The organism is Marinoscillum sp., from assembly GCF_965229915.1.
Classification (GTDB): domain Bacteria; phylum Bacteroidota; class Bacteroidia; order Cytophagales; family Cyclobacteriaceae; genus Marinoscillum.
On record NZ_CBDDJZ010000001.1, the window covers coordinates 3891766 to 3909482 of the forward strand.

General features: G+C 44.0%; 16 protein-coding genes. 6 read left to right on the forward strand and 10 right to left on the reverse strand.

Annotated elements, in window-relative coordinates; translation table 11 throughout:
• Positions 1 to 73 precede the first annotated feature (73 nt).
• From ACO067_RS16725 to ACO067_RS16740, 4 genes are all read right to left on the reverse strand, one after another.
• Positions 74 to 1183 (reverse strand): hypothetical protein, encoded by a 1110-nt coding sequence (locus ACO067_RS16725; protein WP_421876078.1) that lies wholly within the window; start codon positions 1181 to 1183, stop codon positions 74 to 76.
• Positions 1184 to 1201: 18 nt separating this feature from the next.
• The gene (locus tag ACO067_RS16730; RefSeq protein WP_421876081.1) at positions 1202 to 1825 is read right to left on the reverse strand and encodes a hypothetical protein; all 624 of its coding nucleotides are present in this window, start codon (positions 1823 to 1825) and stop codon (positions 1202 to 1204) included.
• Complete coding sequence (locus tag ACO067_RS16735) at positions 1815 to 2411, reverse strand: RNA polymerase sigma factor (RefSeq protein ID WP_421876083.1); 597 nt, start codon at positions 2409 to 2411, stop codon at positions 1815 to 1817. The genes ACO067_RS16730 and ACO067_RS16735 overlap by 11 nt, the downstream gene beginning before the upstream one ends.
• A 72-nt stretch (positions 2412 to 2483) precedes the next feature.
• A complete protein-coding gene (locus tag ACO067_RS16740; RefSeq protein ID WP_421876085.1) occupies positions 2484 to 3470 on the reverse strand; it encodes a VOC family protein in 987 nt (328 codons plus the stop codon).
• A 171-nt stretch (positions 3471 to 3641) separates the two neighbouring features.
• On the opposite strand from ACO067_RS16740, the gene dnaX reads away from it, so the two are divergent.
• The 3 genes from dnaX to ACO067_RS16755 all read left to right on the forward strand — a co-directional run bounded on the left by dnaX (position 3642) and on the right by ACO067_RS16755 (position 5847).
• On the forward strand, positions 3642 to 4766 hold the full coding sequence (gene dnaX / locus ACO067_RS16745) for a DNA polymerase III subunit gamma/tau (RefSeq protein WP_421876087.1): 1125 nt from the start codon (positions 3642 to 3644) through the stop codon (positions 4764 to 4766).
• A 98-nt stretch (positions 4767 to 4864) separates the two neighbouring features.
• The gene (locus ACO067_RS16750) at positions 4865 to 5353 is read left to right on the forward strand and encodes a hypothetical protein (RefSeq protein WP_421876089.1); all 489 of its coding nucleotides are present in this window, start codon (positions 4865 to 4867) and stop codon (positions 5351 to 5353) included.
• A gap of 116 nt (positions 5354 to 5469) precedes the next feature.
• Positions 5470 to 5847, forward strand: coding sequence for a LytR/AlgR family response regulator transcription factor (locus ACO067_RS16755; protein ID WP_421876091.1), 378 nt, complete (start codon positions 5470 to 5472; stop codon positions 5845 to 5847).
• Between the two features lie 60 nt (positions 5848 to 5907).
• Here the strand turns inward: ACO067_RS16755 and ACO067_RS16760 are convergent, their stop codons facing one another.
• From ACO067_RS16760 to ACO067_RS16770, 3 genes are read right to left on the reverse strand one after another with little or no spacing between them, the layout of a single operon-like run.
• Positions 5908 to 7929 (reverse strand): LysM peptidoglycan-binding domain-containing protein, encoded by a 2022-nt coding sequence (locus tag ACO067_RS16760; RefSeq protein ID WP_421876093.1) that lies wholly within the window; start codon positions 7927 to 7929, stop codon positions 5908 to 5910.
• The gene (locus tag ACO067_RS16765) at positions 7926 to 8564 is read right to left on the reverse strand and encodes an O-methyltransferase (RefSeq protein WP_421876095.1); all 639 of its coding nucleotides are present in this window, start codon (positions 8562 to 8564) and stop codon (positions 7926 to 7928) included. Before ACO067_RS16765 ends, ACO067_RS16760 begins: the two co-directional genes overlap by 4 nt.
• A 32-nt stretch (positions 8565 to 8596) precedes the next feature.
• Entirely contained in the window at positions 8597 to 9829 is a 1233-nt protein-coding gene (locus ACO067_RS16770; RefSeq protein ID WP_421876097.1) for a M16 family metallopeptidase, read from the reverse strand.
• A gap of 43 nt (positions 9830 to 9872) precedes the next feature.
• Between ACO067_RS16770 and ACO067_RS16775 the strand changes: the two genes are divergently transcribed.
• A complete protein-coding gene (locus ACO067_RS16775) occupies positions 9873 to 10811 on the forward strand; it encodes a glycosyltransferase family 9 protein (protein WP_421876099.1) in 939 nt (312 codons plus the stop codon).
• On the opposite strand, the gene ACO067_RS16780 is transcribed toward ACO067_RS16775, so the two are convergent.
• The 3 genes from ACO067_RS16780 to ACO067_RS16790 form a co-directional block, all read right to left on the reverse strand.
• Positions 10797 to 12038 carry an RNA polymerase sigma factor gene (locus ACO067_RS16780; RefSeq protein WP_421876101.1) on the reverse strand — a complete coding sequence of 414 codons (1242 nt, stop codon included), beginning with the start codon at positions 12036 to 12038 and terminating at the stop codon, positions 10797 to 10799. The genes ACO067_RS16775 and ACO067_RS16780 overlap by 15 nt on opposite strands.
• 81 nt (positions 12039 to 12119) lie before the next feature.
• Positions 12120 to 12461, reverse strand: coding sequence for a YciI family protein (locus tag ACO067_RS16785; protein ID WP_421876103.1), 342 nt, complete (start codon positions 12459 to 12461; stop codon positions 12120 to 12122).
• 80 nt (positions 12462 to 12541) lie between these two features.
• Positions 12542 to 13942 carry a S8 family serine peptidase gene (locus ACO067_RS16790; protein WP_421876105.1) on the reverse strand — a complete coding sequence of 467 codons (1401 nt, stop codon included), beginning with the start codon at positions 13940 to 13942 and terminating at the stop codon, positions 12542 to 12544.
• 170 nt (positions 13943 to 14112) lie between these two features.
• Here ACO067_RS16790 and ACO067_RS16795 point away from each other — a divergent pair, with 170 nt between their 5' ends.
• Entirely contained in the window at positions 14113 to 16281 is a 2169-nt protein-coding gene (locus ACO067_RS16795) for a DUF7282 domain-containing protein (protein WP_421876107.1), read from the forward strand.
• A 142-nt stretch (positions 16282 to 16423) separates the two neighbouring features.
• Positions 16424 to 17713, forward strand: a complete 1290-nt coding sequence (locus ACO067_RS16800; RefSeq protein WP_421876109.1) for an aminopeptidase P N-terminal domain-containing protein — start codon at positions 16424 to 16426, stop codon at positions 17711 to 17713.
• Positions 17714 to 17717: the final 4 nt, after the last annotated feature.

Here is a 17717-nt window from a genome sequence, read left to right on the forward strand (position 1 = left end):
GATAGGAAAATTGAAAGTAAAAAGGGTGGCCTGTTGGCCACCCTTTTTGGTTGCATGCTGCTTGTTGATACAGTTATAGTGTGATGCCCACGGTGATTGCGTTCAGCCCATCACTACCTGCAGGTCCTCTGTCACCGGCAAAGACGTTATTCAGGTCATAAGTGGCGAACAAGTCCAATCCTTTGTAGCCTACCTGTGCTCTGATGCCATATCGGAAGTTCTCCAGATAGTAGTTGCCTTTGGTCTTATCCTTCTGCTTTTTGCCATCTTCTCTATAGACCACTTTAGTATTTCCTCCTATTCTATATCCGGCATACCCACCTACACCAAAGCGAATTCCTTGTTTCTTATATGTACGGAAACTTACGCTGCCTCGCTCAAGGTTTTTGACCTTTCTTCTTCCTTTGGCAAAGTCCAGCATTGGCACGAATGATACATTTACATAGGGTGCAGTAAGTCTACTTTTGATGCCACTGAAATTTGGATCAGCCAATGTAGCATCAATGAATTCTATGTTGTCGGGACCTTTTTGAACAACGATGTTAGGATCTTCCATTTTCCAGTTGTACCAGCTAAACCCAAACCCCCAGTCCAGAAAGAGAGGTCCGGACACCCAAGTACGATTGACGCTGTTTAGTCCAAAATACCAGCTTCCCCATGGCTTCACAGTGTATGGTTGACCTTCTGCATCAGGGAATTCACCACCATCCAACCAGTTGTTCATCCCTATGTCTACGTTGAAGTAGTGACGAGTTCGGTCTATTTTACGCTCTTCGTAATCATATCTTCTCACAGGTAGATCATCATCAAATTCGTCTTCCAGCTCGTCCCAGTCGTCGGCATCTACCATTAATTCCAGGTTACCGATTTTGATTTTGGTTTTGGCATCACCATCACCTAGGATCAACGTGGTATCTTTCATGTATTTGTTGCCGTTTTCATCTTGAAGCTCCACTTTTTCGATTTTTTTCGAGTTCAGTGCACTGTTCAAGTCCTGTATCATTTTATTCACATCATACTGCTCCAGGTCTTTTAAGGCTTCTTTATCGGTGGTATAGATTAAGATTTTGCTTTTATTGTTGAGCTCTATGATGACTGTGTCGCCCTCATTGCCTGAGGCTAGAGTTGCCTTCGGGATAGCCAGTATGGCTATGGCCAAAAGAGTTGTAACTATCGCTTTCATGATCCTTTTATTTTGAGTTTAGTTTCTGCTAAATATGTTATCCTTTGCATCTCTTATGTCCGCCAGTATTTCTATAGGAGATGCCTCTTTAGAAATGCTTGTAATGAATTCATTCAACTTGTTTTTCTTATCTGTCGGTTGATTATCAGCTATGTAGGTAATTTTCACTGTCGGTTTTTCTATTTCAAACTCTTTTAGTTCCTGACCAAACTTTGGTGCTGGTAATCCATTGATTTGGACCGTTTGTATAGAGGCTATCTGTATCAGCTCATACTTTGGAAGTTCTTCCATTACCTGCTGCGGCTTGGAAGCTGGTTTGTCCACTTTATTCATTTGTACTGTCATTGGCGCTACTTCTTGTTCTTCTGCTGGCACAAAGATTTTTGCTGGAAGTGCGGCCTGAGCAGGATGATCAATACCTGAGATCAACTGCCCATCAGATGGGGTGGTCCAGTTTATATTACGCAGTACCATAGTGCCCACCAGAAGTAGAGCAACTGCCGCCGCTGCACTCCACAGCCACATGCCACGTTTTTTATTGATGGCAATCTGACCTTGCACCTGCTTCCAGCTTTGTGCATTGGGTGTAACCTCATACTGGTCCAGTCCCTCTCTAAATAGTCTATCTAAGTTATTTGCCATGACTAGGTTCTTTTAATTCTTTCTCTTGCAATGCAGCCAGGTTTGCTTGCAATAGCTTTCTGGCTCTACTAAGCTGTGATTTGGACGTGTTTTCATTGATGCCCAGCGTCTCAGCTATTTCTTTGTGATTATAACCCTCTATCGCATACAGGTTAAAAACTGTTCGGTATCCCACTGGTAGTTCTGCAATCATACTTAGTAAGTCTGCTGCCTCCAGTGAGCTTTCCAGTGTCTGATAGTTAGGTTCAAATTCAGCCTGCTGCACATCTACTTCCAAAGACATGTTCTTGTTTTTGCGGATGTACATCAAGGATTCGTTGACCATTATTCGTCTTACCCAGCCTTCCAGGCTACCTTCACCTGAGTACTGATCCAGCTTATCAAACACTTTCACCATTCCTCCGATCATCACATGTTCAGCTTCTTCTCTGTCGTGAATGTACCGGATACAAACCCCCAACATTTTTGGTGCAAATCGCTCATAGAAGGACTGCTGTGCTGAAGACTTGCCTTTTCGGCAGTCTCTAAGCAAGTTCTCCTCTGAGTTTGATTTATTGATTCGCAACATTTTTAAGTTGGTTTTCATGAGGTAGATGCACGGTGATGTGCAGAAGTTGCGTGGGTCTTATATTTTTTTTGATTGATTTAGTAAAAGTAGCTAAAAACGCACTTTTTTGAGCCTCATGGCTTTTATCAGCCAATTTGGAAGCGGTTTCAGAGGAGATCTTTTTCGAAGATTAATGGACAATCCCAGCTTTTTGACAATTGGGACATAATGGGCTTCCACCATCTCTATCAATGTGCCATCGGGATCTTCCAGGTAGCCCCAGTGACCCTGAGCCTGCCCCATGGTGAAATCCGGGTTGGATAATACAGTAAATGGTGAAACCTGGTCAAAATGCATTACCCATGACTTGAGGTTGTACACGTCGAAGCAAAGGTGGATGTATCCGGGATCACCCCAAATGCGGTTATCATAGATTTTCTTTGGATTACCTTCAGTTCGCTCAAGCAACTGAATCTTACACTCCCCCAGGAAAGTGCCTAATCTACCGGTTGCACGGTTGGGACAGTTTAGGGTAGTGATATGAAGAGTTTTCTCCCGGTATTGGTTGGCTACTTCAAATCCAAATGATCGATAAAAGCTAATGGCCTTTTCAGTGTTCGAAATACCTACCAGGCACTCATGCACTCCGGTCAGCAGAATTTTGTCAGAAAGTGACTTCTCCGCAATTCGGATGGCATTGCCAAACGGATCGGTTATCTCTATGATTTTATCGTCGATGGTTTTGATTGGTACCTGGTGATGTCGAAAGTGCGCCTTCGCTTTTTCCAGGTGGGAGGTGTAAATCACCACACAGTTGATTCCCAAATCTCCTCGAGTAACCAGTGGTCCGCTGGTCGGTTTGTGCTCTGTATGCTGCCATAGTTCAAATCCCCCACCTCCGTGTTGGTTCATTAGGATAATAGCTGTTTTCTGCCTGGGTTGGTTTCCCATATATGGGGCCATGTATGTAGCAGGGTTACTATCTTCCAATACCTTGATATCAGCCAGAAGCACTGTTGCATACCACTTCACAGCCGCTTGAATATTGCTTACTCCAATGCCCACTTGCTGGAAGCCATAGAGGAATCTCTGGTCCATAATTACTGGTTCGGTTCTGATAATAAAAGTAGGTTATAATTGGCTAGTGGGCCAATGAAGAAAGATAATATCCAAATGGATTAGTCTGGAAGAGTCCAGTCATTAAATGATTGTCATGAATTAATCTAGAATTCGTTCTTTCAATCCAGCCAATTCAATTAATTTTCCGTCGTGGAAAGCTTCGTAGTATCAGCACGGAAATACCGACCCTTAGGATTTGAAGAAGTTGTGGGACAAGAGCACATCACCACTACTTTGAAGAATGCTATTGATAACAACCATCTCGCACAGGCGTTGCTGTTTTGTGGCCCGAGAGGTGTTGGGAAAACCACTTGTGCGAGGATCATGGCGCGTATGGTCAACGGTTTCGAAGCTGAAAATGGAGAGGCAGCTGCCAATAATTTCAACATCTATGAACTCGATGCAGCCTCCAATAACTCGGTGGATGATATTCGTAACCTGATAGATCAGGTAAGGTATCCGCCTCAGCAGGGAAAATACAAAGTGTATATCATAGATGAGGTGCACATGCTCTCCACACAGGCCTTCAATGCTTTTTTGAAGACATTGGAAGAGCCTCCTGCTTACGCCATTTTTATCTTAGCTACCACAGAAAAGCATAAAGTCATCCCGACCATTCTATCGAGATGTCAGATCTATGATTTCAATAGAATTGAGATCAATGACATGGTGGTTCAGTTGCAGAAAATTGCCGAGAAAGAAGGTGTAGATGCGGAGTCTGAAGCATTGCATCTGATCGCTCAGAAGGCAGATGGAGCCATGAGAGATGCGCTCTCTATTTTTGATTTGATTGTTACGTTCTCGTCAGACAGTAAAGTCACTTATCAAAATACGATCAAGAATCTCCACATTCTGGATTATGACTATTACTTCCGGTTGGGCGATTTCTTTGTGTCTGAAGACATGTCCGGAGCTTTGTTGTTGTTCGATGAAGTGTTGCGAAATGGTTTTGATGGGCACAACTTCCTGGTAGGGTTGGAGGAGCACTTCAGAAATCTACTCGTCTGCAAAAATCCAGATACTTTAAAGTTGATGGAGGTACCTGAGAACCTGCTGGATAAATACCAGCAACAGTCCAATGCATTGAGTGCTTCGTATTTACTCACAGGTCTTAACCTGATGAACCAGGTAGATCTAAACTACAAGCAGAGTAAGAATCAACGATTGCACGTGGAGCTTTGCTTGATGAAGCTTTCCCAGCTCAACAATGCGATCAAACTAGGCCAGGGTGGCAGCTCCGACAATGGAGCAAAAAAAAAAGTAGCGATGAATTAACAGACACTGAGGCGGATAGTGCCTCAGATCCAACTCCAGAAGCTACCGCTTTACCAAAACCCACATCACCAATAGTCTCATCCACTCCTAAGATAAAAGTGCCAACCACCGGATCTTCTGAAAGTAGAGAGACTCCAAGTTTGCTGCGCAGGGATCGGGATAAGTCTGCTGGAGAGGAGAAAAAAGAACCAACCAAGCCCGTGTTGGAAGATCGCTCTACGCCTTTTACTCCTGAGCAGGTCTCGGCAACCTGGGAGGCTTTCAAAGCAAGTAGGATATCCAATGGAGCTACTGATACCGAGAAATTGGTACTAGATAGAAAGCTGGAAAAATCAGGTGACACAACCATCAAAATATGGTTGGAGAGTCAGCTGGAAACCAGTATTCTAGACAAATTTGAGGGAGATCTGATTCGGTATTTTAAAAAGGAACTGGATAATACATTTATTAAATTAGAGAGAGAAGTGAGTGAACAGGAGAGTTCGCGTAATCTCTACACCTCAAGGGAGAAATATGAATACATGGCCAAGCTAAATCCTGCACTTAAAGAGATGAAAGAGCGACTTGGACTTGATTTCGAATACTAACAGCTGATTTCATGTCAGCAATCCACCTATTGAACCACATATCTGCTGGTTTAAACGATTAAAACTTGACCCTTTATCGAAGAGTTCCGAACTTACTTTCTTTTAAAGAACCTAGTATGAAGTTACGAGCTATATCTATTGACGATGATCCCACGTCAATCCTGATGGTCAAACAATTGGCCGAGAAAACCGATAATTTGGAGTTAGTGAATACCTATCAGGATGCTGTAAAAGGTGCTGCTGGTATCATTCTGGACAGACCTGATATTCTATTTTTGGATATCGAGATGCCTGAGTTCAATGGTATCGAAATCATGCGATCTCTTATCAAGCCCCCTAAAATCATAGTCATCTCTGGTAATCCAAACTTTAAGGACAAAGCCCTTGAACTGAATGCTGTTTCATTCATCTCTAAACCACCAGAAGAGACGGAATTCAAAAAAGCTGTAGACAAAGTGAGAGATATTTTCAATCAAGAGTTAGCCAACGCCTGATCACCAACCATTGGCAGTTGGCAACGATTGAAGAAGTCAGGTTGTATTGCAGCCTGACTTTTATTTTTTTACTCTCAGTTCCTGACCGACGGAAAGGCTGGATGAGCTCAGTTCGTTGAGTTTCATCAACTCATCTACGGTCATGCCGTATTCCTTAGCAATCTTGTATAGACTATCACCACCACGGACCGTGTAGGTTGTATCCGTAGCACCCGAAATCAATTTTAACTCCTGACCGGGTTTGATTGGATCATCCTCAGACAAGTTATTAAGTGAGCGAATCAAGCCTACTTCTATTGAATACTTCTGAGATATGGACCAGAGTGATTCACCGGCTGCTACTACATGGACTTGTTGGTTCTCAGGTTTGGTAGAGGTAGACTTCACCTCTTTGGTAGCGGAATCAACTTCTTTTGTGCTGCTCGCTTTCTGTGAATCTGATTTAGGAGGTGATTCTGGTCTGTTGCGATAAATGCTTATTTCCTGTCCGACGCTGAGAGTAGATTCATCAGTCATTCCATTCCATTCTTTGATATCACTTACTTCCACTTCGTATCTTTTGGATAGGTTCCAAAGGGTCTCCCCAGGCTGAATGACATGCAGTATTCTATCTCCCGAGGGTTTCACTGCTGGCTTCTTTTCTGGTTTGGGTTCTTCTTCGATCACCTGCTCCTGTGTAGGAGGTAGTTCTTCTTCTATCACTTCAGGTTTGGTTTCGACGGCAATTGGTTTTCGTGTGTTCACAGTTGGCTGTTCTTTTTTCACGTAGGTCTTTGGTCGCTCTAGCTCATGGTATTCTACGGCCACATCAGCAGGACGCTTCTTTCTGAGCCACATCAGTCTGCCTGGCTTCAATGATTCATTGGGCTCCATGCGGTTCTTTTTCTTCAGTTTATCCAATTTGATTCCGTACTTCTGAGCGATATCCCAGGTGCTTTCTCCATATTGTGCCACGTGGTAGAAAATGGAAGATCTGTTTTTCTTTTTGTGTACATAGTAGATCTCTCCGGATTCTATTGGAGCGGTACTCTTGAGATCATTGTAGGAGAGTAGTTTGTCGATTTCTATCCCGGCTTTTTTGGCTAAACTGGATGCGTCATCACCTTTGGAGGCCATCGTCGCATCTATTCCATTTACCTTTAGGAAGATGGTTTGGTTCTTGGTAATGATATCTCCAGCGATTCTATCTGGATACTTGGTCTTCTCCTCCGGTTTTTCTATTGACCTGGTGAGCGGTGGAGGTGAGTCGTCCCTGTCAGCAACCATTTTTGGCAACTTTCCTTTGGTCGGTACGATTACTGTATACACCTTATCATCTGGGATCTTGCCATGTCTGAGCCACTTGTTATAGTCAAGGGTCAATTCTTCATCAGCTTTCAGTTCTCGTGCCACCTGTTCAATTGACTTGCCTTCACCCTTAGTGTATTCGCCTAGTTTTAACCCCTCACTATGTGGCCTTCCGATTTCATCTTTGAATGCCACCACGTGTGCAATGTACTTCAGTACATACCAATGCGTGTTCTTGGTGATGGTGAGCTTATCTGACCCAAAGTTGGCTTTATCCACATAGCGCTTAGCTCCTCCAGGACCAGCCTGATAGGCACTTACTGCATAGATCCAGTTTTTAAAGAAGAAATTATTTCTCTTAAAGTACTTTGCGGCTCCTCTCGTGGCAGAGACAATATTCTTGCGTTCATCAATTTTTGAGTCTACCCGCAGGCCAACTTCTCTGGCAGTGAAATCTTTGAATTGCCAGTAGCCTACCGCATCAGAGGAGGATACGGCGTCTGAAATCAGTGCGCTTTCCTGAATAGCCAGGTATTTGATGTCCTCTGGGACACCTTCTTCTTTGAGCACTCGCTCTACTATTGGGAAATAGAGATTTACCCGATCAAGTTTTATCTGAAAGTATTTGTCGCTTGCTCTGAGTGCATTGACGTGTCGTTGGATTTCTTCCTGTGCGTCATTGGTGAGTTTCAGTTTCACTCCCGCGATTTCAATAGAGGAGGGAACCTGCGGTATATCTGCCTGTGCAGTATGAATAATGAACAAGCTAGCGAGGAAGCAATAGAATAATCTCATAGTTTTCTTAAGATCATTAAGCCATCTCTAATCGGAAATAACACATTTTGTACTTCTGAGTGATCATGAACCATTTGGTTGAACGCTCGCATGGACTCTGTTGCTTTATCTTTTTTGTCTGTCTCAGCCACTTTTCCACTCCAAAGTACATTATCTATGATGAGAAAGCCTCCCGATTTTAGGTTTGGTAGTGTAAGATCAAAGTAGGCACTATAGCTCGCTTTGTCAGCATCGATAAATACCATATCCCATTCATAACTCAAAGTAGGGATGATTTCTTGTGCGTTTCCAATGATAAATTCGATCTGATCTTTGAAGGGGGAGTCGGCGAAGTATCCGTTTACCTGATCTTCCAGTTCTTCATTGACATCAATCGTGATCAGATGACCATCGGGTAGCATACCTTCCGCCAGGCAGAGCGCTGAGTAACCAGTATAAGTACCTATTTCCAAAATATGTTTCGGCCGGATCATGTGACTGAGCATGGACAATACCCGACCCTGCAGATGCCCGGAAAGCATTCTCGGCTTAAGTACATTGAGATGCGTTTCTCTATTGATACGCCGGAGCAGATCGCTCTCTGGCTCGGAGTGAGACTCAACATATTGCTGCAGATGATCCGGTAGAAAATCCATACCGTAAAACTAATGGATTTTAGAGCTTCGGTCTAGTTTGGGATAAAAGTTAACTGAGACATTTGTTCCTTGTTAAAGTTCTCTCGAGCCAATTCCACCAAATGATCGGCCGTAGCTTGATCTATTTTCTCGAAGAGCTCATTGATATCGGGAATTCTATTGAGATCCAGCATGCTTTTAGCCATCATGAGCATCATGGCATTGTTATTCTCTTCAGACATAGCCAGTTGACCTTTGAGTTGCTGCTTTGCCTTGTGCAGCTGCATGTGGCCCATGGGCTTTTTCTTAAGCAGGTCAAATTCCTTGTCGATGAGCTTCAGGCTTTTCTTTAGGTTTTTTGGATCTGTGGCAAAGTAGATTCCGAGAGAGCCTGTTTCATAATAAGGTGTGTAGCTGGCATCTATCCCATAGACAAAACCGTGTTTCTCTCTGAGAGAGAGATTCAACCGTGAATTCATGCTTGGTCCGCCCAAAATATTGATGAGAAGGAAAAATGGAATCCTGTTTTCATCTCCAAGACTATAGCTGGTTCTACCAAGGGCTACGTGAGCTTGTGTAATTGGCTTTTCAACCGTTTGGACAATAGGCGATGTGGAAGTAAAGAAATTGCGCTTCGGGGTGTGATTTTTATGTGGTACATCGGCCAGGTATTTCTCCACCATTCGCTTCAGCTTTTTGATCGAATAATTACCAATGCTTGACAGTATAATCTGCTCTGTATTGAGGTTTCGCTGGAGGAATGATTTGAAATCTGATTGTTTGAATCTGCTGACGGTTGCTTCCGTACCAAGGATATTGCGTCCCAATGGGTGGTTGTTAAATACCAGCTCATCAAAATCATCCTGAATGGCATCTTCGGGAGTGTCGCGATACATCGCCATTTCTTCCAGAATGACCATGCGTTCCTTTTCGATTTCCTTTTCTGGAAAAACCGAATGGAAAGTTATGTCCGAAAGAAGCTCTACCGCTTTGTCCAAATGATTGTCCAGAACGGAGGCGTAAAAACAGATTTTTTCGCGTGTGGTGTAGGCATTTAGTTCACCTCCCAGAGAATCCAGCCTATTGATAATGTGAAAGGCCTTGCGCTTTTTGGTACCCTTAAAGGCCATGTGCTCCCAGAAATGTGCAATGCCCTGCTCTTCAGGTAACTCGTCGCGGCTCCCAATGTCGAGCATGATGCCTACATGGGCAATCTTGGTATTGCTTATCTGTTTATGAATAATCCGAATGCCATTCGGCAACTCAATCAGCTCATGATCCTCCATAGGGCCGCAAATTTACTAATTTTAAACCGCTCGAACATACTTTATGCAAATACTCATCATTCAAACTGCTTTTATAGGAGATGTGATTTTAGCTACGCCCGTGGCGGAGAGTTTGCATGCATCCTTTCCCACTGCACAGATTGACTTAGTGGTTCGAAAAGGTCATGAATCACTTTTTGATCAGCATCCTTTCATACATCGAGTGATGACCTTAGATAAACGTAAGAAATATGTAAGCTTGTGGGCATTACTGAAAGAAATTCGCTCTATCAGGTATGATTTAGTGGTCAACCTACACCGGTATCTTTCTAGTGGTTTATTAACTGTATGCTCGGGTGCTGACCAAACCATCGGCTTTACAACAAATCCATTGTCATTGTTCTTCTCTGATCGCAAGCCGCACATCATGGACGGAAGACACGAAGTGGAACGAAATCTTTCTCTTGTTCAGGATATTGTCAAAACAAGTCTGACCACTCCGCAGCTTTACATTGAACACATCGACTTACCGAAACTTTCACTCCCCTATATCACCATTGCACCTGGCTCCGTATGGCAAACCAAAAAAGTGCCACTGAGCAAATGGGTGGGGCTCATCAGCAGGCAGCCTCCAGAACTGTCTGTCTACATAATGGGTGGTAAATTAGATGTTGATGATGGGGAATGGATCAGAGACCAGTGTGATCATGATGTCAAGATTTTGGCAGGAAGTCTAAGCTTACTTGAGTCAGCAGCTGTAATGAAATACGCTCTCATGAACTACACCAATGACTCAGCACCCCTGCACCTGGCCTCAGCAGTGAACGCCCCGGTTACAGCGGTCTATTGCTCTACAGTACCGAGGTTCGGGTTTGGCCCATTGTCGGATCAGTCGGTGGTCATTGAGACACTAGAGCAGATGTCCTGTCGGCCGTGTGGAGTACATGGCAGGCACAGATGTCCGAAGGGGCACTTTCTATGCGCAACATCAATCAACCTCTAACCGCTTTATTTTGCGCTGATAAAACTCCCGATCCCGATCATTCGAGCATAGTTGAATGGCATTTTTTAGTGAGGCAATGGCTTGTTCTGTCTCACGCAGCTGCACATACAGTTCAGCTTCCGTGGCTGGTAGCAGATGGTTTGCTCGAAGCGATGTTTCAGTTTTTAGAGGTTGTAAGGCATTTAGAGCTTCTTCAGGACCGTGTACCATTGCTATTGGGTATATTCGATTCAAAGCTACGATTGGGTTGGGTGATATGCTGTAAAGATGGTTGTAGAGTGTCAGGATGTAACTCCAGTTGGTCGATTGATAATCATCGGCATCACAGTGAATGCCGTTAATAGCTGCCTGCACAAAATAGGTGTACCTTTCACCATTTTCAACAGAGCTCAAATACCTATTTCCCAGGTCAATGTGACGAGCATCCCATCGAGAGCGATCTTGATGTTCCAGGCTTATGCTGTTACCAAGTGCATCTACTCTGGCTTCAAATCGGGCAGATTGAAAGTGTATCAGCGCGATTAATGACCGAGCTGAATCCGTGTTAGTGAGCTCTTTCGCCAGGAGTAGTTGGTTGAGTCTGAGTGCTTCTTCACAGAGATCTTTCCGAATGAGTTGGTCTCCTTCAGAGGATTTATATCCTTCATTAAAAAGTAGGTAAATAACCTTGAGTACCGTATTTATACGATCTTTTATGTGATGCTCATTCGGTAACTCTAATCGAATATTCTCTGCTTTAAACTGTTTTTTGGCACGTGTGTATGCCTTGGCCACCGTTTCCTCTTTCTTCAAAAGTGCCAATGAGATCTCACGGATGGACAGCCCACCTAAGATTTTTAGGGTAAGAATGATTTGGTATTCCGTACTAAGCTTCGGGTTGCAGCAGGCAAACATCATTCGAATCATATCGTCAGTACCCTGATCATCTGCAGGAAGTGGGGTTTCGTAGGTTTCTTCAGGCACCTGTGTAGCATAAAATACCTTCTGACTCCTTCGTAGCTGGTCGATCATCTTGTTATTGGCTACACGAAAGATCCATCCTGAGGGATTTTCTGGTATTTTGCCCGTTCTCCAGCTATTCATCGCCTGGATCAGGGCCTCTTGTACAGAATCCTCGGCAAGTTCCAGGTGATGGGTTCCAAAACGAGCTGTTAGCAACGAGACGGTTTTTCCGAATTCATTACGAAAAAAATGATCTACCAGGCCAGATGGTTTATTTGAAGTCATAAGTCATGGTTGGAATGAAACCTTCTCATGATCTGTACTCGAATGCTTTCAGACAAATTTAGAGAAGGCTTCAAGTTGGGATTACATGGCCATAGCTTCTCTGACTTCTACGATCCCACCAAATTCAAAAATTGGACAGCCTTTGGACAAACTCACGGCATGATCCAGATCGTTTGCTTCTACCAGTACATAGCCACCTACTATTTCTTTTCCTTCCGCATATGGACCATCCGTGATGATCTCGCCATCCTTGCTCACCACTTTACCGTCATTGTTTAGGGGCAGACCTGGTACTGGTTCTTCTGTCTGGCTGATTTTGGTCATCCACTCAGTCCAGCGCGCCATATGCGCTTGCATTTCCTGTGGAGATTGATTGGCAAATCCTTCATCTCCTCCTCTAAAGAGGTACAAAAACTGTTTCATAGTTTTAATAATTGTCGTTTAAATTAATCGGTTTTGACCTATTGACGAACAGGTTAGAGAAAATGGACAATCCAGAAGATTTATTTCCAGAAAATCTCAACAATATCGTGGCCTAGCAGGACACTGGTTTGACTAACTCCTTCTGGGCGTTTGATTTTGACTTTTTTACCGGGTGACCGGAAGACTTCTTGTGACAGAACGATCCTGGAATCTCTCTTATGAAAGGCCACCACATATTTGGTCGATTTGGGTACCGGTATGATAGTGGTCTTTTTATGGACCTGTCGTGTTTCAGGTGAGTCTCGTGGCTCCTGATCATATACCTTCATCAGTTCCTTACATGTTGGCACTCCATAGCCCAGGTAGTTGTTGGGGTATGGATAGAAATTACCTGCTTTTTTAAACAGGTCTATGATTTCAAAATTAGTTAATGTGCTATCCATCTGCATCAGACAGGCAGCCATTCCAGTTACGATTGGGGCACTGTAGGAGGTGCCTAGCGTTGAATACACGGCAATGTCAGGTTTGATATAGTCGATATAATCAGGTCCAATGCTGCTATAATCCATTTTATCCCACACGTTGAGTTTGCTCGCGCCTACGGTCAGGGCATACTGAGCATCGCCTGGTGTGCTCAGAGTTTGCCACTCGAGGTTTCCTTCATTTCCAGCTGATACCACTACCAGTATTCCCTTTTTTTCTGCGGCGAAGTTCACAGCTTGAGCTAGTTTGGAGGTGCCATCCATTTCGGTAGGTTGGTAATTGTCTTCTATATTATTGAAACCGAGATTGTATCCTAGCGATATATTCACCAACCGGATATCCATACTGGCCATGCTCTCAAGTGCCTGGATGAGGTAGTCTTCTTCAATCTTTTTTTCATACCCACCATGATCTGTTCTGGCAAGGTAATACGTTGCCTCAGTAGCAAGCCCATACAAAATGTCTTTCGATGCGTTGTACCCACCTATCAGTTGCCAAACTTCCGTGCCATGGTTGTCATCCAATCCTGACAATCCTCCATACTCCACCAGGTTTGGGGTGATGTAGTCTTTGTAGTATCGTACCTGCTTTCGATCAAAAAACATCTTCAGAGCTTCGTTTTTATCCGCGCCAAGGTATCCACCGTCGATAATGCCTATTTTCACTCCTTTACCTGTAAGTCCCATTTCCAGAAACTTTTCAGCACCAACTTGTTCCAGCGCAAAACCGAGTGTTGGCTTCTTGAAGGGATGATATAAAGGTGCAAAGGTTAAGACTGGACTCACCTCAACACCCAATCTGGTCAGTGAGACAAGCTGTTCTTCACTTAGCTCATATGAACAGCTTTTCAACCATTTCGAGCATTTTATAGGGGATTGATTGAGTATTTGTGTGTGAAGGTTAGCCGCTTCATTACCAATCCAATATTTAGACTGACCACTCGAGATTGGAAGTATCGTAAGGAAGTAAACTCCAAATAAAACGTGCCGGATGCGCATGATCCAATTTTAATCAAAAGGAGTCTCAATCCCCTTTCGATTCTATGGTTTTAAATCAAGTATGGATGTTAATTGGGATATTTTCCTGAAAAAATTGAATTTTTCAAATCTACTTTGCAAGTGCACCTCGTAGGTTGTCCGAACTCAAATAGATAAATAGTTAAAAACCTATGAGAAAAATGACAATTAACGAATGGATAAAGAGATCTACATGGATGCTGCTGGTAATGGCAGTGGTGTTTGTAGGTTGTAATGATGACGATGACGACATGGAGCCAATGGACCCTAGTGGTTCGTTGATGGTGTCGGATCAGATGTTGACTGAGAATAACAGCATCATTGTGTCAAGTGTGACTATGGATGCTGATGGTTGGATTGTAGTACATGCATCCACCGAGGATGGTAGCGGTCCTGTCGTGCCAGATATTATCTCAGAACCCAAAATGGTATCAGCTGGTACTTCAGAAAATGTTGAAGTAATGCTCAATAGTGATGTGGACCTGGAAGATGGTGACATGGTTTGGGTGATGCTCCACACAGATGATGGTACCGTTGGTACTTATGAGTTTGATGGCTCTAATGGATTGGACGGACCAATCATAGATGAGGATGGAAACATTGTCATGACCAGCATTACCTTGAGTCTGGATGGAGACCCAACAGGTACTCTGACGGTGATGGATCAGACACTTTCTCAAAACATGGTACATGTTGGAAATGTAACTTTAGACAGAAGCGGTTGGGTAGTAGTACATGCCGCGGCTGAGTCTGGACCTCAGGTACCTGAGATTATTTCAGAGCCATTGCTACTTGAAGCGGGTAGTCATGAAGATGTAATGGTGGAGATTACAGACTTTACTGATCTCACTGACGGTGGTATGCTTTATGTAATGCTACATACTGATGATGGAGAAGCAGGAGCATATGAGTTTGATGGCTCTAGTGGCGTTGATAATCCGATTTTTGATGCCGATGGCAATATTGTGATGACAGGTATTACCGTGTCATCTGCCTCAATTACCTCTTCGGCTCAGGTGGTGAGTGAAAATATGGTCACTGTATCTGAGGTGAATGCAGCAGTGGATGGATGGTTAGTGATACACGCCGACAATGAAGGTGCGCCAGGTGAAGTGCTGGGACAAACCATGGTTAGTGTCGGTATGAATTCTGATGTGATGATTGACCTTGGAGATGCCGTATTTGCTGGAGGAGAAAAACTTTGGCCGATGCTGCATATCGAATCACCAGCGGATGGTGAGTATGGATTCCCGGACAATGGAGATGGACCTGAGGTATTTGGTGAAGATGTAGTGGTCGTGAGTTTTGATGTAGAGGCTCCTAGTGGATCCATCGCTGTTAGCGATCAGGTTTTACAAGGAAACATGCTTTCTGTTGGTGAAATCACCATGAATGCTACCGGTTGGGTAGTAGTGCATGCTAGCAATGCCAACAATGACGGGCCGGAAGTGCCGGGTATTATTTCCACCCCTGTTCAAGTGGAGGCAGGCACTACTACAGATGTGATGGTTACACTTACCGAAGCTGTAGCAACGGATGCTGTATTGTATGTGATGCTACACACAGACAATGGTGTAATCAGCGAATATGAGTTTGATGGTGCGAGCGGATTTGATGGTCCTATCACTACTGAGTCATTTACTGTAGGAGCACCTTCAGGATCATTCACTGCCGAGAACCAGGTGACATCTCAGGACAAGATCATGGTAGAAAGTATTACGGTTGATCAGCCATCTTGGGTGGTCATTCACAGAGATAATGGTGCCGGGTCATTTGTGGCGCCGGGCATCATCTCTGAGCCTGTGGCTTTAGAAGCCGGCACCACTACAGATGTAGAAATCTCACTGGCTGATGGTGAGGAGCTTACAGATGGCGAAACCCTCTGGATCATGCTGCACAACGATAACGGGACTGTTGGAGCATATGAATTTGATGGATCTAGCGGGTTTGATGCTCCAATCACATTCTCATCCATAGATGTGGAAGCACCTTCTGTAACTGCTTCAAATCAAGCAGTGTCGGCTACCAATACCGTTACTATTGATGAAGTGAAAGCAGGAGTAGATGGCTGGATTGTCATTCATGCAGACAATGGAAGTGGAGCTCCAGGTACCGTACTTGGTCAGACCATGGTCACTGCAGGCACAAATGCCAACGTAGTGGTTGATCTCGGTGATGCTTCTGTCAGTGCCGGAGATATGCTGTTCCCAATGCTTCATATTGAGTCTCCAGCAGACGGAGAGTACGGGTTCCCAGACAATGGTGATGGACCGGAAGTGTTCAATGGAGATGTGGTAGTGGTATCTTTCACTGCTCAGTAGTTCATTAATTGATGATTTAATTGATAAAAGGGAGGCTTTTGGTCTCCCTTTTTTTGCTTTATCAGCAGTATTGATATTTCATTTTTTTAGTCCATAGCTGATAAGTGCTACCTTTGAGATCTTACAAATAAGCACAAGATCCATGAGGTACAAACAAATAGACAACTCCCTATTCGTCGAGAACAGAAAAAGGCTCATTTCCCGTTTGAAGCCCAATTCCGTCGTTATTGTTCATTCCAACGACATCATGCCCACCAATGCCGATGGAACCATGAATTTCAAACAAAACTCCGACCTGTATTATCTCAGTGGAGTTGATCAGGAGGAGTCCATCCTTTTGCTGGCTCCCGATTTTCCAGACCCGAAACTTCGCGAGGTACTTTTCCTCCGAGAGACCAATGAGGAGATTGCTATCTGGGAAGGTCATAAACTCACCAAAGAGGAGGGAGAAGAGACCTCTGGTATCAAAAATATCAAATGGAGCCAGGATTTTGAAAAGGTTCTGTACACCATTTTGGCAGAAAGCGAACATATCTATCTGCCTAGCAATGAGCACATCCGAAATGCTTCATTGGTAGAGACAGCCAATGACCGATTCATCAAAAACTGCATGGCCAGGTTCCCACTGTACAAGTATGAGCGTTTGGCACCGATCATCTATGACCTGCGCACAATCAAGTCGGAACTCGAAGTGAAGACCATAGAACATGCCTGTCATATCACCGAGCAGGGCTTTAGAAGGATTCTTGAGACAGTGGAACCGGGAGTTTGGGAATACGAAGTAGAGGCAGAATACGCACATGTCTTTTTATCTAATAGGTCACGCGGCTTTGCTTACTCTCCGATAGTAGCTGGAGGATTCAATGCGTGTGTGCTTCACTACATTGAGAATAGTCAGCAATTGAAAGACGGTGACTTGCTGCTGATGGATGTAGGCGCGGAGTATGCCAACTACAATGCCGACATGACCCGTACGATTCCCGTAAATGGGAGATTTACGAAGCGTCAGCGACAGGTATATGACGCTGTATTACGTGTGAAAAACCAAGCAACAGAGCTTTTAAAGCCAGGTAGTGCAATACCTGAGTATCATGCGTCTGTAGGTGAGTTAATGACAGAAGAGCTGTTGGAACTGGGATTGTTGGACAAGACAGATATCAAAAACCAAAACCCGGAATGGCCTGCTTACAAGAAGTACTTCATGCACGGCACTTCGCATCATTTGGGTATAGATGTGCATGATGTGGCTTCTATTTATAAAAAGTTTGAGCCAGGAATGGTCTTCACTGTGGAGCCAGGTATTTACATCCGAGAAGAAAATATTGGTATACGACTGGAAGACGATATTTTGATCACCAAGGATGGTCACAAAAACCTAATGCGTAACATCCCGATTCATGCGGATGAAATCGAAGACTTAATGAATAAATAGGGAC